This is a genomic window from Pedococcus sp. P2_D7, from assembly GCF_056404295.1.
This window is the reverse complement of sequence record NZ_JBFUEH010000001.1, coordinates 322,087-336,751: the sequence shown is the minus strand read 5'-3', so window position 1 is coordinate 336,751 and position 14,665 is coordinate 322,087. Positions and strand designations below refer to the sequence as shown.

Genomic DNA, 14,665 nt, shown 5'->3' with positions numbered 1-14,665 from the left:
TGCTGGACGTGAGCACCCTCTACCGCGGCGGCTTCGTCTACACCCCGATCGACCCGTTCGCGAACGCCATGGTCGTCGACGAGGCGACCGGCACGATCGCCTGGATCGGCGGCGACGACGCAGCCGCGGTGCACGTCGACGCCGTGGACCACGTGGTCGAGCTCGACGGCGCCCTCGTCGCCCCGGCCTTCGTCGACGCGCACGCGCACGTCTCGCAGACCGGCGCCGGACTGCGCGGCGTGGACCTCGGCGCGACCCACTCGGTGGTCGAGGCACTGAGCCGCATCGAGGACGCGGCTCGCCGCAGCCAGGGACGACCGGTCTACGCCCCGAACTGGGACCAGGACCGCTGGGCCGAGCACCGACCGCACACCGGGGCCGAGCTCGACCGCGCCACCTACGGAGGGGTCGTCTACTCGCCCCGCGTCGACGGCCACTCCGCCGTCATCTCGTCCGCCCTCGCCGCCGCCTCCGGTGCGCGTGGCCTGCCGGGGTGGGAGGGCGACGGCCTGGTGACCCGCGACGCCCACCACGCCGCGCGTGAGGCGTTCAACGGCGCCGTCACCCCGGCCCAGCGACAGGCCGACATCGACCTCGCCCTCCAGTCGGCGGCGGCAGCCGGGATCGGGCTCGTGCAGGAGAACGGCGGTCGCACCCTGTCGGGCACCGACGACTTCGCCGAGGTGCTGGCGGCGGGGGAGCGGGGCGATGGCCCCCAGACCCTCGGCTACTGGGCCCAGCTGGTCGCCGACGAGGCGGAGGCCCGTGACGTCGCCACCCTGCGCGGTGCGCGGGGCCTGGCCGGAGACCTCAACATCGACGGGTCCGTTGGCTCGCGCACCGCCCACCTGCGGGAGCCGTACGCCGATGCCGCGGGCCACACGGGCAACGCCTACCTGACCGTCGAGCAGGTCCGCGACCACGTCGGCGCGTGCTCGCTGGCCGGGCTCCAGGCCGGGTTCCACGTCATCGGCGACGCCGGGGTCGACACCGCGGTGGCCGGGTTCGAGGCCGCCGCCGAGCTGGTCGGCGCCCCCGTCGTCACCCGCGCGCGACACCGGCTGGAGCACCTCGAGATGGTCTCGCGCGACGGGATCGAGCGGCTCGTCCGACTCGGCGTCGGCGCCAGCGTGCAGCCGGCCTTCGACGCGTTCTGGGGCGGCGACCAGGGCATGTATGCCGCGCGGCTGGGTGCCGACCGCGTGCACGGTCGCGCCGGTGCCGACACCGCGCCGATGAACGCGTTCGCGTCGATGATGGCGGCGGGGATGACCGTCGCCTTCGGGTCGGACTCCCCGGTGACCCCCTTCGCCCCGTGGGAAGCAGTCCGCGCAGCCGCGTTCCACCACGACGAGAGCCAGCGGGTCTCGGCCCGGTCGGCCTTCCTCGCCCACACCCGAGGTGGCTGGCGGGCCGCGGGCTTCGACGACCGTGGCTACCTCGACCTCGGGCTGCCCGCCACGTTCGCCATCTGGGAGGTGGGCGACCTCGTCGTGCAGGCGCCGGACGACCGGATCCAGACCTGGTCGACCGACCCCCGGTCGGGGACGCCCGGACTGCCCGACCTCTCGCCCGGCATCGCGGCTCCGACCTGCCAGCGCACCGTCGTCCGCGGCCGGACCGTCTTCGACTCGGGTGCCCTGCCGGTCTAGCCGACCACCGGAGAGAGGATTTGCGGCCTCCGATCACCCTGACCGGAAATCCTCTCTCTCACTGCTAGATTTGCCGCGTGTCTTCGCGTGTGAAACCCCTCCTCGACCTCGACCCGGCCGATGTTCGCCGGGCCCGCACCCTGGCCCGCAAGGCCGGCCGACCCGTGGTGAAGCTGGCCCAGAGCCACACCACCGTGAGCGTCGAGCGGGCCACCCTGCGCCTGGCCGGCCTCGGTGGCGCCGACCACGAGCGGGTGCCGTGGGTCAACCACCTCGTCGACGCCGTCCGCGCCGAGGTCGGTCTAGAGCACGGCATCACCAGCCCGGTCTTCGACGCGCTGCGCAGGGGAGAGGCCCCCGACCTCCTGACCCTGGCCCAGAAGGCCGCCAGCGGTTCGGTCCAGTTCCGGCTGCCGGAGGGCAGGGCAGCCACCGCGGCCGCCAAGGACGCGCGCCGCGAGGTGAGCTGCGGCATACGCACGATCGACAAGCAGCGCGCCGCCCGCGACCGCCTCATCAAGCGCCACGGCGACCCGGAGCAGCGCCCCTGGATCTACCTCATCGTCGCCACCGGCGACATCTACGAGGACATCCCCCAGGCGCAGAACGCCGCTCGCGAGGGCGCCGACATCATCGCCGTGATCCGCTCCACGGGACAGTCGCTGCTGGACTACGTGCCCGAGGGCGCCACCCGCGAGGGGTATGCCGGCACGTACGCCACCCAGGAGAACTTCCGCCTCATGCGCGCGGCCCTGGACGAGACGTCCAAGGAGCTGGGTCGCTACATCCGGCTGACCAACTACGCCTCGGGCCTGTGCATGCCCGAGATCGCGACGCTGGCCGGGCTCGAGCGGCTCGACATGATGCTCAACGACTCGATGTACGGAATCCTCTTCCGCGACATCAACCCGATCCGGACGTTCGTCGACCAGCGGTTCAGCCGCCAGATCCACGCCCGCGCCGGGATCATCATCAACACCGGCGAGGACAACTACCTCACCACCGCCGACGCCGTCGAGGCCGCCCACACGGTCACCGTGAGCCAGCTGCTCAACGAGTACTTCGCCAAGGAGGCCGGGCTCGAGGACTGGCAGCTCGGCCTGGGCCACGCCTTCGAGATCAACCCCGAGATCCCCGACTCGTTCCGGATGGAGCTGGCCCACGCCCTGCTGGCCCGCCAGCTCTTCCCCGACGCGCCGCTGAAGTGGATGCCGCCGACCAAGCACATGACCGGCGACGTCTTCCGCGGTTACCTCCTCGACGGGTTCTTCAACCTCGTCGGAGCGATGACCGGTCAGGGCATCCTCCTCGTCGGCATGATGACCGAAGCCGTCGTGACGCCGTTCCTGTCCGACCGTGACCTGGCCCTGCAGAACGTCCGCTACGTGCTCAACGCCGCCGGTGGGCTCACCGAGGACTTCCACCCGCCCCGCGACGGGTTCATCCAGACGCGGGCCAGGGGAGTGCTGTCCGAGGCCATCGACCTGCTGACGACCATCACCGAGGAGCCGGGGCGGGCCCCGCTGCTCGAGGCGATCGCCGACGGCACCTTCGGCCTGATGAAGCGCCCCGCGAACGCCGGCAAGGGACTCGACGGGGTGGTGGTCCGTGCCGACGGCTACGACAACCCCGCCACGACCCTCCTCGAGACGGGGGAGACCCGATGACCCCCTCCCAGGACCCGCGCACGACCGACAAGGCGATGCCCCTCGACCCCATGCCCGCCAAGGGCAGGTCGAAGGGCGCCAAGGCAGCGCGCAAGACACCCGACATCGTCCGCCCCTACGGCGACACCACCGGCGACGGCATGGTGCAGGTCTCGTTCACGCTGCCCGTCCCACACGACAAGCGGGCGGAAGGTGCCGCCCTCCAGCTCGCGGCCAAGATGGGCCTGGAGCCGGCGCTGCTCGTGCACGCCAAGCCGATGGGACCCGACTTCACGTTCTTCGTCGTCTACGGCAGCGCGACCCACCTGGTCGACCTCCGCGAGGTCACCGTCGTGGAGCGCGAGTTCCCGCTCCTGAGCCCCACCGAGGTCAACAAGGCGATCAAGGCGCGACTGCGTCGCAAGCTCGTCGTGGTCGGCGCCTGCATCGGCACCGACGCCCACACGGTCGGGATCGACGCGATCCTCAACATCAAGGGGTTCGCGGGGGAGAAGGGCCTGGAGTACTACCGCGAGATCAAGGTGGTGAACCTCGGGGCCCAGGTGCTCGTGCCCGAGCTCGTCGCCCGTGCCCGGGCCGAGAAGGCCGACGCCGTGATGGTCAGCCAGGTCGTCACCCAGCGCGACGCCCACATCCAGAACACCACGACCATGAGTGCGGCCTTCCGCGAGGCATACCCTGCCGGTCAGGTGCCGCTGCTCGTCGTCGGCGGACCACGGTTCGAGGAGGGGTCGGCGCCCAAGCTCGGGGTCGACCGGATCTTCGGACGTGGGACCACCCCCGGCGAGGTGGCCAGCTACCTCGTGCACGCCCTCGCCCCCAGCAGCGCCCGCTCGAAGGAGAAGTGATGACCGTCGGAACCACCGTCACCCATCGCCGCTACGTCCCGTACAGCCACGCCCACTACGCCGGCAACCTCGTCGACGGCGCCTACTCGCTCGCGGCGTTCGGCGACGTGGCCACCGAGATGTGCATCCGCACCGACGGCGACGAGGGCCTGTTCGCGTCGTACTCCGATGTCCAGTTCAAGGCACCCGTCCGCGCGGGTGACGTCATCGAGATCGAGGCCCGGCTGGTGCGGGCGGGGACCCGCAGCCGCGAGATGGAGTTCGAGGTCCGAGTGGTGGGACGGGGCGCCCCCGATCGGGGCGAGTCCGCGGCCGCTCTCCTGGACCCACCCGTCGTAGCCACGACAGCCCGCGGTGTTGTCGTGGTTCCGCCACCGGCGCCGACTGCCTGACGCAGGCGGTCGGCGTGTCGCGCGCGACACGCCGACCGTTCGCCGATTACCCACGGAATCCTTGCAGCACAAGGGTTTTCGATCGTGAACACCGGGTTGACACGCACCGTCGCGGGGGTAAGTTGGCCCACGGTTGTTCACTGATGGACCGTCGACCAGGGGGAAGCCAGACCGGAGAAGCACGCATTGCCCGGTGGCTAGCGCGCGCAGCCACCGCCCTGCCAGCAGTGACGTGTGACCCGAACTGGTGCCCCGCTCGAGGCGGTGGTGGACGGCGGTACGGCCCGCGCGCTTAGTAGACAACAGCAGGATGTCGGCACCCAGTCGGCCCCTTGCTGGTCCCAACGGCAGCGTGGGCCGTTCCGTGTCCTACCGTGGTTCCGTGCCCCCGTCGACCCTGACCCTGCGAGCGGGGACCCGCCTCGTCGTCGCCACGGCTTCCGGCCTCCTCACGGCGCAGGCCTTCCCCGAGCACGACGTCTGGTGGCTCGCGCCCGTCGGCGTCGGCCTGCTGTCCGCCGCGGCCCTCGGCACCCGGTGGCGGCTGGCGCTCCTGCTCGGCCTGGCCCACGGTCTCGGGTTCTTCCTCCCGACCCTGTCGTGGTCGGGGGTCTACGTGGGCAACCTCCCGTGGATCGCGCTCGCCACGCTCGAGGCGCTGTACATCGCCGTCATGTGCGCCCTCACCACCGCCGTCCAGCAGCCCCTCCTCGGGTCGCGGTTGCGACCGCTGGCGTATGCCGCGGTGCCGCTTGCGTGGGTCCTGCAGGAGTGGGCCCGTGGCACGACACCCTTCGGGGGCTTCCCGTGGGCCCGGCTCGCGTTCAGCCAGGCGGACAGCCCCTTGGCGCCGTTGGCGCGCTTCGGTGGCGCACCAGGTCTGACCTTCGCCGTCGCGGCGCTCGGGGTGCTGCTCCACCTCGCGGGGCGGGAGCTCACCCACCGGGTGGGACGTCCGCGAGCCGCTGCGCCGACAGCGCACCGGCTGCTCGGGGCGGTCCTGGTGGCCCTGGCCCTGACTCCGCTCGGGCTCGCCCTGGTGACGACGCCACCCACCGACGGGCGGCCGGTGTCGGTGCTCTTCGTGCAGGGCAACGTGCCCAAGGCCGGGCTGGACTTCAACGCCGAGCGCCGCAAGGTCCTCGACAACCACGTGCAGGGGACCCTCCAGGCCGTGGCCAGCGGCCATCCTGCGCCCACCCTCGTCGTGTGGCCGGAGAACTCGTCCGACATCGACCCGCTGCTGAACGACGACGCTGCCGCCGACATCCAGCTCGCGCTGGAGGCGGTCAAGGCGCCGCTGCTCATCGGTGCCGTCCTGCAGGGACCGGACCCCTACATCTCGAACGCCAGCCTGTTCTACCTCCCGGGTGGCGGCGCCCCGGCGCGGTACGTCAAGCAGCACCCCGTGCCGTTCGCCGAGTACATCCCGTACCGCAGCTTCTTCCGGAACTTCAGCGACAAGGTCGACCTCGTCACCAGGGACTTCACCCGAGGGGACCAGCCGGGTGGGTTCGAGGTCCCGGTGGCGGGGGAGCGGCCCTACTGGATCATCCCCACCATCTGCTTCGAGGTGGCCTACGACGGGCTGATGCGCGACTCGACCCTCCAACCGGGGCGCGGCGCCAGCATCCTCGCGGTGCAGACCAACAACGCGACATTCGGCTACACGGCCGAGTCCGAGCAGCAGTTCGCGATCAGCCGGCTGCGCGCCATCGAGCACGGACGGTCGGTCGTGCACGTCTCGACCGTGGGCGTCAGCGGCTTCATCAACCCCGACGGAACGTACGTGGACAAGACGTCGTTGTTCAGCGCAGCAGCCCGCTACGGGTCGCCGGTGGTCCGCACCGAGGTCACCCCGTCCGACCGGCTGGGCCCCCTGCCGGAGTATGCCGCGGGGATCGCCTTCGTCGGTCTCCTGGCACTCGGCCTGTGGCTGCGGCGCAGGACCGCTAGGGTCGAGCGCGCCGCTGACGGACCGACCGCACCGGCTCACGAACGAAGGGATCGCGTCGTTGTCTGACCAGTCTGCGCCTTCTGACCAGCGCGTGTTGTCTGACCAGATCGACCGGGTGCTCGTCTGCATCCCGACCTACAACGAGCGCGAGAACCTGCCCCGCATCGTCGAGCGCGTGCGGGCGGCAGTGCCCTCCGCGGACGTCCTCGTCCTCGACGACAACTCGCCCGACGGCACCGGGGCGGTGGCCGACGAGCTCGTGGCCGCGGACCCGCAGGTGCACGTCCTGCACCGCCCCGGCAAGCAAGGGCTCGGCAACGCCTACCTCGCCGGCTTCGCGTGGGGTCTGGACCAGGGCTACGGCGCCATCGTCGAGATGGACGCCGACGGCTCCCACCAGCCCGAGCAGCTCCCGGCCCTCCTCGCCGCCCTGCGGGGCGCCGACCTGGTCATCGGTGCCCGGTGGGTGCGTGGTGGCAGCGTCGTGAACTGGCCGCTGCACCGCAAGGCGCTCAGCGTCGGGGCCAACCTCTACACCCGGGCCCTCCTGGGCATGCCGGTGCACGACGCGACGGCGGGCTACCGGGTCTACCGCGCGAGCGCTCTCGAGACCGTCGGGCTCGACCACGTGGCGTCACAGGGCTACTGCTTCCAGGTCGACCTCACCCAGCGAGCCGTGCGCCTCGGTCTCCGGGTCGTCGAGGTGCCCATCACGTTCGTCGAGCGCGAGATCGGCGACTCCAAGATGAGCGGCGACATCATGCGGGAGTCCCTCCAGCGGATCACCGCCTGGGGCCTGTCGCACCGCGCCGACCAGGTGCGTCGGCTGGGCCGTCGGGAGCCGACGTGGCACCGGCTGTAGGTCACACGCCCTTCGCCCGCAGACGCCGGCCGCGCTGGTTGGCCGTCGTGTTCGTCCTGCTGCTCGTCGTCCCGGTCCTGGAGATCGCGGCCATCATCGCGGTCGGCAAGGTGATCGGTGGCTGGCAGACCCTGGTGCTGCTCCTCGTCGAGTCCGCACTGGGGGCCTGGCTGGTCCGGCGCGAGGGTGCGCGGGCCTGGAAGGCCTTGACCACCGCCCTCAACACGGGGCAGATGCCCAGCCGCCAGCTGGCGGATGCCGCGCTGGTCCTCGTGGGCGGCACGCTGCTGCTCGCGCCCGGCTTCCTGACCGACCTGGTCGGCTTCTTCTTCATCCTGCCGCTCACCCGTCCGATCGCCCGCACCGCCCTCGAGGCGGTGGTGGCGAAGCGGCTCCTCGGGGGGATCTTCGGCACCGGGCGTGGGGGAGCCGGCGGCCAGCCCCCGTCGGGGCCGGACATCATCGAGGGCGAGGTCCTCTAGGTTCCCGGCACGACGAAGGCCACGCCCTGGCGGGCGTGGCCTCGTCGTGCTCTTGGGTGGTCGGGGTGATTCAGGCGGTGCGCTTGCGGCGCGGCTTCTCGCCGCGCGACTCGCGCAGGAGGGTCAACCGCTCCTCGAGCAGCTCCTCCAGCTCGGGGATGGAGCGACGCTCGAGCAGCATGTCCCAGTGGGTGCGGACGTGCTTGACCTGCTTGGCCTCGGGCTCTGGGCCGTCGACCAGCCGAGCCTCTTCGCCGCAGCGGCACTCCCAGGTGGGCGGGATCTCGGCCTCGATCGAGAAGGGCAGCTCCGTACGGTGGCCCAGGGGGCACACGTACGCGGTGATCTGGCGCTCGCTCGGAACGACGTGGTCGTCGGTCTCCAGGCTGTGCGAAACCATTCGGCTGCCCCGGAGGGTGCGTTCTGCCATGACGGGGTTCTCCCAACGTGCTTGGTACCCTGCCCGCTCGGGTGGGGGCGAAAGGGATTCGTTACTGCCAACGCCGCGGATGGGTTCAATGTTCCGAATCCGCGCGGTGTGTACCCGTGATGACGTAACAGCACGCCCCTGCGTTGTCCGATGTGACGCAAGTCACACGCGACGCGACCCTCAGACGACGGCGGGCACCTCGTTGCCGGCATCCAGGATGCCCTGGCGCACGTCGACCTTCCGGAGCAGGACGAAGCCGAGGACGAAGAAGACGATGAGCGCCACGATGGCCGGCCGGTAGGAGTCGGTCAGCTGGTGGACGAGGCCGAACAGCAGGGTGCCGAACCAGGACGTCCCGCGCTCCATGGCCTGGTAGAACGCGAAGAACTCCGCCTCGCGGCTCTTGGGGACCAGCTGGCTGAACAGCGAACGGCTCAGGGCCTGGCTGCCGCCCAGGACGATGCCGATGAGCACACCGAGGGCGACGAAGGGGATGAACGCCTTCTCGGGCACGAAGAACGCGGCGATGACGATGCCCGACCACGCGACGAGGGACCCGAGGATGGTGCGCCACGCGCCGTACCGCCGGGCGAACCGGCCGAACAGCAGGGCCCCGCCGAACGCCACGAACTGGACGAGCAGGATGAGCGCGATCAGCTGCTCCTGCGCGAACTTGAGCTCCTCCGCGCCGTAGAGGCTGCTCGAGGAGATGACGGTCTGGATGCCGTCGTTGAAGAAGAGGTAGGCGAGCAGGAACATCAGGGTGTTGGGGTAGGTCCGCAGGTCGCGGAAGGTGTGACCGAGCTGGGCGTAGCTGCCACGGACGATCCCGGCCGAGGGCCCCTCGACCCGGGCGATCTCGCCGCCCCGCAGGTTCCACAGGCCACGCACGGGGATGAGGGTGAACAAGCCCCACCACAGACCGGCCGACAGCATGCTGATCCGCACGGCCATGCCCTTGTCGACCCCGACCAGGTCGGGTTTGGAGACGATCACGAGGTTGATCGCCAGGAGCAGGCCACCCCCGAGGTAGCCCAGCGCCCAGCCCCGCGAGGAGACGTCGTCACGCTCGTCGGGGGACGCGATGCGGCAGAGGATGGCGTCGTAGACGACCAGCGACGAGCCCAGCGCGATGGTGGCCAGGATCATCATCACGGAGCCGAAGCGCCAGTTCTCGCCGCGGAGGAAGAACAGCAGCGAGGCAGCCACCGCCCCGGCCCAGGCAAAGCCGCCGAGCAGCCGCGCCGGGCGCGGGGTGCGGTCGGCGATCGCGCCGACGAACACCAGCAGGACCGCGCTGATGATCGTCGACAGCGTGACGGTGTAGGAGGCCACCGAGCCCGGGTCGAGCGGAGCCGTGAGGACGAGCAGCAGCCCACCGGCTCCGGCGACCGCCAGCGGGATGGGAGTCGGCAGCACGGTCGGCCGGTTGCGGATCATCTGGACGACGGTGAGCACCAGCGCGACGAGTCCCAGCAGCGTCAGCGCCAGCCCGACCTGCCAGACCCCACTCGGCAGGTCGGCCGCTGCGGGGATGACGTGCAGGTCGACGTGGCAGGCCGCGTCGCTGTCCTGGCCCGGGCAGGCGGCCTCCTTCGCGACGGTGGTCAGGTAGGGCGCGAACAGGACGGTCCCCACCGTGGTGACGAAGGCGGAGTTGGCCCAGTCGTACCAGTACCAGGCCCTGCGGTGGGCGTGGTGCTCCGACGTCGTCGACCGTGACGGTGCCGCCTCTGTTGTCATGCGTGAAGGGTGGCACAGCGGCCGGTCGGTCAGATGGGTATTCGTACCCAGATGCGACGGCGAGTCGGGGTGGTGCGGTGACTAGCCGGCATACTCCCAGTGCCACGGCTCGGGCAGCGAGCCGGAGGGCTCGGCCCAGTCGGGGTGGAACCACCCGTAGAGCGGCGCGTTCTGCTTCATCCACAGGTGGGCGGGGGTGCCGAAGTTGTTGATCCCGCCGCACAGGTCGACCGCGCGGCCCATGCCGTGCTCACTGCGACCGGGCGTGGCAGCCCACTTGCCCTTGACCGCCTTGACGGAGACCTGCTCGGCGTAGGAGCGGTACGAGTCGGTGACGCAGATGGGGGAGCCGGTGTCCTTCTGGTAGGCGATGCTCATGGCGTTGAACGCCGCGGCAGCACCGGGGCGAAGGCTCTGGCCGGCGGCGCCGAAGAGCGGGCAGAGGGCGGCAACCGGGATCTTGCCGTTGGGGTACTCGCCCTCGTTGGTGCTGCACGCCTTGACTGACCCGTCGGCGAGGACGCCGGGCACGACGAGCGCGGCGCGCAGCCGCTTCGTCGCCTCGATCGCCGCCGGGTCGCCACTGCCGAGGAGCAGCCCGGCGACCGGTCCGGCCTTGGCGACCTGCTCGGCGTGCAGCTGGCGGGTCGCGTCGAGCTGCGCCTTCTGCTCCGTGACCACCACGTCGAGCTTCTTCTTCGCGTCAGCGGCCGCGGTGGCGGCCTCGGTCGCGCGGGTGCTCGCCTCGACCGCCTTGAGGGCGATGGTGCGCTGCAGCTGGGTCTGGTTCTGGACGCGCTCGATCTGCCAGCTCCGCTGGTCGCTGAGGTAGGACAGCTGGGCGGCCGTGTCGCTCGCCTCCGCGGCGGGCTTGGCCAGGGTGTCGAGCAGGGTGCCCATGTCGCTGATGCTGCCGCCGGTGCCGGCGTAGGCGAGGTAGGCCCACTGGCCCAGGGCCCGGCGGTCCTCGCCCAGCCGCGTGCTCAGCTGCTGGTAGAGCAGGACGTTGCGGTTGGCCTCCTCGCGGGCGGCGCGCTCGGCATCCCGCGCGGCGGCGTACTTCTGGAGGAGCGCGTTGGCCTCGAGGGCTAGCCGGTCCAGCTTGGTGGCGGCCGCGGCGATCCCGGCGTTGGAGGCGGTCAGGTCCTCGGTCAGGGCATCGGCGGCGGCGATCTGCGCGGCCAGCTCCGAGGGGCTGAGGGTGCTCTCGCCACCGGCGCCCGGCGTGGCCGTGGCCCCGGCGGACATGGTGCCGCTGCCGGTGGTCACGCTGCCGGTCGCGGGCGGGCGGCTCGCGACGGTGGAAGCCGGGGGCGGGGTGGCTGTGGTGCTTGAGGACGATGTGACGGGTGGGGTCGTGCTCGAGGCGTATGCCGGGGAGAGACCTGCCAGCGTCACAACCGCCACGGCGCCTGCGACCACGCTGGCTCGCATTCCGAGCCCGACCACGATCTGCCACTCCCTCGTCCGCCACCCCCCTCGGGCGGCTCTGCTACCTCAACGCAGGGTAACCCGGGAAGGTCACGGTCCGTCTCCTGCTTTCGGCGGAGAACTCCTGGCCATCAGGCTGACGCGGTGCCCTGCGGGACCGAGCCGACCGACCTCCTCGAACCCCCGACGCCGGTGGAAGGCGAGCGACGGCTCGTTCGGGGGGTCGACGTTGACCTCGAGCACCAGGCGGCCCCTCGGCGCGGCCGCCGCCTCGACCGCGTCGTAGACCGCCGAGGCGAGCCCCCTGCGCCGGAACCGGTCGGCGATGACGATCCGGTCGAGGTAGTCGAAGCGGTCACCGAACCGCTCGCTGAACCAGCGGTAGTTCTCGGAGTCGTAGTCGGTGCCCGGGCCGAAGACCAGGACGAAGCCTGCCGTCTCGCCGTCGCACTGGATGACGTCGGCGCGGGTGGCCCACCCGCGCAGCCGCGCGAGGTGCTCGCCGTCCAAGGGGGAGAGGAGCTCCACGTGGTCGGCGTTGAGCTGCAGCACGGCGGGCACGTCGTCGTCGGTCATCGGACGCAGCACGTCGGGGGCCTCCATGCTCCGAGTCTGCCACCCATGACGTTTGTCACTTTCGCGCGCGGCGTGGAGACTCCTCCACGCCGCTTTCGTCTGCTCGCCTGAAGGGGACACGCGATGCCCACCACCAGCACCACCACCAGCACCACCACCTTCATCCGCTCCGACTACGTCATCCTCGGCGCGGGCGGTCTGGCTGTCCTCGCTGCGGCGGTGACCCGATTCGCCGGCGGGGGAGCGGTGCTGCCGTTCGTCTGCTCCGCCGTCGCGGTGACCCTGCTGGCGTCGCTCGTCGGACGATCGGTCGAGCAGCTCGGCGACCGGTTCGGTCCGGGGGCCACCGGGGTGCTGCAGTCGGCCCTGGGCAACCTGCCCGAGCTGTTCATCGCGCTGTTCGCGCTCAAGGCCGGGCTGGTCGGGGTGGTGCAGGCAGCCCTGATCGGCTCGATCCTGGCCAACCTGCTGCTCGTGCTCGGTCTGGCCTTCCTCGTGGGGGGCCTGAAGCACGGCACCCAGCAGCTCAACTCGGAGCGGGCGCGCAGCATCATCGTCCTGATGGTGCTCTCGGTGGCCGCGATGGTCGTGCCGTCACTGGCCCACTACGTCCACACCCCGGCCGCGGCGCACGAGAAGACACTGTCGCTCATCGTCTCCGTCGTGCTGCTCGTGCTCTTCGCGCTCACCCTCCCGGCCTCGTTGCGGAAGGAGTCCGGCAGCGAGGCGGAGACGGGCGCCGGTCAGGCTGAGGCACCACGGTGGCCGGTGTGGCTCGCCGTCGGCCTGCTCGCGGCCGCCGCAGCGGCCGCCGCCTTCGTCTCCGACTGGTTCGTCGTGGCGCTCGAGCCGGCCATGAACGCCCTCAGCATCTCGGACGCCTTCGCGGGCCTGGTCATCGTCGCCATCGCCGGCAACGCGATCGAGAACGTCGTGGGGGTGCAGCTAGCCGCGCAGAACCGGTCCGAGTACGCGTTCTCGATCGTCATCAACTCGCCGATCCAGATCGCCCTCGTCCTCGCGCCGCTCCTGGTGGTCCTCTCGGCGGTCTTCGGGTTCGCATCGCTCACCCTGGTGTTCGCGCCGATGCTGGTGGTGTCGGTCGTGATCGCCGTGATCCTCACGGCCTTCATCACCTTCGACGGTGAGTCCACCTGGATCGAGGGTGCGGCCCTGATCGCGGTGTATGCCGTGATCGCCACCTCGTTCTGGTGGGGATGAGTCGTCCACAGCCGGGATGCGCCCCCGGACTTGTCCCCAGGCATCGGTTGGGGCGATGGCAGAAGTGGGGGAGTGGCACCACGGTTGACCCATGGACGAGGCCGGGGAGTGGAAGAACGAGGTCAGGCTGGTCGGTCGGATCAGCGTGGACGCGCAGGAACGCGAGCTGCCGAGTGGTGACCGCGTGGCTCAGCTGCGGGTGGTCGTGCCGCGGTCGACCGACACCGGCGCCGGGCGCGTCGACACCATCGACGTGGCGTGCTGGTCGGCTCGCACCCGTCGCAGCGCCCGCGGGCTGAAGGCGCAGGACCTCGTCGAGGTGGTCGGCGCCCTGCGGCGGCGGTTCTTCCGCACGGGCACGGTGACGGTCAGTCGCTACGAGGTGGAGGCGTTGTCGCTGAAGCGGCTTCGCGCTGGGTCAGGAACTCCCAGGTCAGCCCGTGGGCGATGACGATCAGGCAGATGAGGGCGATCGCCGCCAGCTGGATCGGCGCCAGGTCGAGCAAGCCCGCCAAGGACGGCACCAGCCCGAGCACCAGGATCGCGGTGTAGAGGACGACGACCACCCACCGGTAGCGGCGGAACGGGCCGGGGTGGGGGACCCGACCGTCGAGCTGGATCAGCCGCCAGGTCGAGACGATCCCGACGAGCGACACCAGCCCGAACGTCGTGCGCCACATGAACGGTCGGTCCGGAGCCACCTGGGCGAACAGGCCCATCAGGGCCGGCAGGAGGAACGACAGGTAGATGCCGCCGGCGAGCTTGCGCACCTCGGGCGTGGACAAGAGCTGGGGCCGCCGCTCGAGCACGTTCCACCACAGGCCCACCAGCGTGAAGCAGCTGGCGGACAAGAAGGCATAGAAGCTCGACAGGTCCATGACGTCCTCCTCGCCGGGCAGTTCGCCCATGGTCCCACCCGGCACCTCGTGGCACGATCGCTGTGTGACCACCAGCTCGCCCGCAGGCGCCCCACGCACCCAGCAGCTGCGTGACCTGGCGGTGCTCCGACGCGTCCGGGACCGGATCGACCGCGAGTACGCACAGCCGCTCGACGTGGAGGCCCTGGCCAGGGGTGCGCACATGTCGGCCGGGCACCTGAGTCGTGAGTTCCGCAAGGCCTATGGCGAGTCGCCCTACGGCTACGTCATGACGCGCCGGATCGAGCGGGCGATGGCCCTGCTGCGTCGCGGCGACCTGAGCGTCACCGACGTGTGCTTCGCCGTGGGCTGCCAGTCGCTCGGCACGTTCAGCACCCGCTTCACCGAGCTCGTCGGGATGCCACCGAGCACCTACCGGCGCGAGGCAGCGGAGTCAGTCGCCGGCATCCCGTCCTGCGTGGCCAAGCAAGTCACGCGACCGGTCAGGAATCGAGAAGCACCAGCCGTCGAGCCACAGCTAGCGTGA

Annotated in this window: 15 protein-coding genes; 10 read left to right on the top strand and 5 right to left on the bottom strand. The window is 71.0% G+C overall.

Annotated elements, in window-relative coordinates; genetic code table 11:
* Positions 1-8: 8 nt before the first annotated feature.
* From AC1DWJ_RS01660 to AC1DWJ_RS01630, 7 genes are all read left to right on the top strand, one after another.
* Positions 9-1,652, top strand: a complete 1,644-nt coding sequence (locus tag AC1DWJ_RS01660) for an amidohydrolase (RefSeq protein WP_477619838.1) — start codon at positions 9-11, stop codon at positions 1,650-1,652.
* Positions 1,653-1,729: 77 nt separating this feature from the next.
* Positions 1,730-3,319 (top strand): lysine 5,6-aminomutase subunit alpha, encoded by a 1,590-nt coding sequence (gene kamD, locus AC1DWJ_RS01655; RefSeq protein WP_477619837.1) that lies wholly within the window; start codon positions 1,730-1,732, stop codon positions 3,317-3,319.
* On the top strand, positions 3,316-4,167 hold the full coding sequence (kamE, locus tag AC1DWJ_RS01650) for a lysine 5,6-aminomutase subunit beta (RefSeq protein ID WP_477619836.1): 852 nt from the start codon (positions 3,316-3,318) through the stop codon (positions 4,165-4,167). Before kamD ends, kamE begins: the two co-directional genes overlap by 4 nt.
* Positions 4,167-4,559, top strand: a complete 393-nt coding sequence (kal, locus tag AC1DWJ_RS01645) for a 3-aminobutyryl-CoA ammonia lyase (protein WP_457255266.1) — start codon at positions 4,167-4,169, stop codon at positions 4,557-4,559. The genes kamE and kal overlap by 1 nt, the downstream gene beginning before the upstream one ends.
* A 382-nt stretch (positions 4,560-4,941) precedes the next feature.
* On the top strand, positions 4,942-6,582 hold the full coding sequence (gene lnt / locus AC1DWJ_RS01640) for an apolipoprotein N-acyltransferase (RefSeq protein ID WP_457255265.1): 1,641 nt from the start codon (positions 4,942-4,944) through the stop codon (positions 6,580-6,582).
* A gap of 28 nt (positions 6,583-6,610) precedes the next feature.
* Entirely contained in the window at positions 6,611-7,378 is a 768-nt protein-coding gene (locus AC1DWJ_RS01635) for a polyprenol monophosphomannose synthase (protein ID WP_477619835.1), read from the top strand.
* Between the two features lie 47 nt (positions 7,379-7,425).
* On the top strand, positions 7,426-7,860 hold the full coding sequence (locus AC1DWJ_RS01630; RefSeq protein ID WP_477619834.1) for an FxsA family protein: 435 nt from the start codon (positions 7,426-7,428) through the stop codon (positions 7,858-7,860).
* Between the two features lie 70 nt (positions 7,861-7,930).
* Here AC1DWJ_RS01630 and AC1DWJ_RS01625 read toward each other — a convergent pair whose 3' ends face one another.
* The 4 genes from AC1DWJ_RS01625 to AC1DWJ_RS01610 form a co-directional block, all read right to left on the bottom strand.
* Positions 7,931-8,290: an RNA polymerase-binding protein RbpA gene (locus tag AC1DWJ_RS01625; protein WP_056885115.1), complete on the bottom strand. Its 360-nt coding sequence runs from the start codon at positions 8,288-8,290 to the stop codon at positions 7,931-7,933.
* A 180-nt stretch (positions 8,291-8,470) separates the two neighbouring features.
* A complete protein-coding gene (locus tag AC1DWJ_RS01620; protein WP_477619833.1) occupies positions 8,471-10,033 on the bottom strand; it encodes an MFS transporter in 1,563 nt (520 codons plus the stop codon).
* A gap of 81 nt (positions 10,034-10,114) precedes the next feature.
* The gene (locus tag AC1DWJ_RS01615; protein WP_457255261.1) at positions 10,115-11,302 is read right to left on the bottom strand and encodes a M15 family metallopeptidase; all 1,188 of its coding nucleotides are present in this window, start codon (positions 11,300-11,302) and stop codon (positions 10,115-10,117) included.
* Positions 11,303-11,554: 252 nt separating this feature from the next.
* Positions 11,555-12,067, bottom strand: a complete 513-nt coding sequence (locus tag AC1DWJ_RS01610) for a GNAT family N-acetyltransferase (protein ID WP_457255260.1) — start codon at positions 12,065-12,067, stop codon at positions 11,555-11,557.
* Between the two features lie 96 nt (positions 12,068-12,163).
* Here AC1DWJ_RS01610 and cax point away from each other — a divergent pair, with 96 nt between their 5' ends.
* On the top strand, positions 12,164-13,261 hold the full coding sequence (gene cax, locus AC1DWJ_RS01605; RefSeq protein WP_457255259.1) for a calcium/proton exchanger: 1,098 nt from the start codon (positions 12,164-12,166) through the stop codon (positions 13,259-13,261).
* Between the two features lie 91 nt (positions 13,262-13,352).
* Complete coding sequence (locus tag AC1DWJ_RS01600; protein ID WP_457255258.1) at positions 13,353-13,712, top strand: single-stranded DNA-binding protein; 360 nt, start codon at positions 13,353-13,355, stop codon at positions 13,710-13,712.
* Here the strand turns inward: AC1DWJ_RS01600 and AC1DWJ_RS01595 are convergent.
* Complete coding sequence (locus AC1DWJ_RS01595; protein ID WP_457255257.1) at positions 13,630-14,169, bottom strand: hypothetical protein; 540 nt, start codon at positions 14,167-14,169, stop codon at positions 13,630-13,632. The two genes, AC1DWJ_RS01600 and AC1DWJ_RS01595, sit on opposite strands and share 83 nt — an antisense overlap.
* Before the next feature lie 34 nt (positions 14,170-14,203).
* On the opposite strand from AC1DWJ_RS01595, the gene AC1DWJ_RS01590 reads away from it, so the two are divergent.
* Positions 14,204-14,665 carry a helix-turn-helix transcriptional regulator gene (locus AC1DWJ_RS01590; RefSeq protein ID WP_477619832.1) on the top strand — a complete coding sequence of 154 codons (462 nt, stop codon included), beginning with the start codon at positions 14,204-14,206 and terminating at the stop codon, positions 14,663-14,665.

Excerpts from the sequence above, each read along its gene's own strand:
- kamE (WP_477619836.1), top strand. The coding sequence starts at position 3,316 with ATGACCCCCTCCCAGGACCCGCGCACGACCGACAAGGCGATGCCCCTC.
- kal (WP_457255266.1), top strand. The coding sequence starts at position 4,167 with ATGACCGTCGGAACCACCGTCACCCATCGCCGCTACGTCCCGTACAGC.
- AC1DWJ_RS01625 (WP_056885115.1), bottom strand. The coding sequence starts at position 8,290 with ATGGCAGAACGCACCCTCCGGGGCAGCCGAATGGTTTCGCACAGCCTG.
- AC1DWJ_RS01620 (WP_477619833.1), bottom strand. The coding sequence starts at position 10,033 with ATGACAACAGAGGCGGCACCGTCACGGTCGACGACGTCGGAGCACCAC.
- AC1DWJ_RS01610 (WP_457255260.1), bottom strand. The coding sequence starts at position 12,067 with ATGGAGGCCCCCGACGTGCTGCGTCCGATGACCGACGACGACGTGCCC.
- cax (WP_457255259.1), top strand. The coding sequence starts at position 12,164 with ATGCCCACCACCAGCACCACCACCAGCACCACCACCTTCATCCGCTCC.
- AC1DWJ_RS01600 (WP_457255258.1), top strand. The coding sequence starts at position 13,353 with ATGGACGAGGCCGGGGAGTGGAAGAACGAGGTCAGGCTGGTCGGTCGG.
- AC1DWJ_RS01595 (WP_457255257.1), bottom strand. The coding sequence starts at position 14,169 with ATGGGCGAACTGCCCGGCGAGGAGGACGTCATGGACCTGTCGAGCTTC.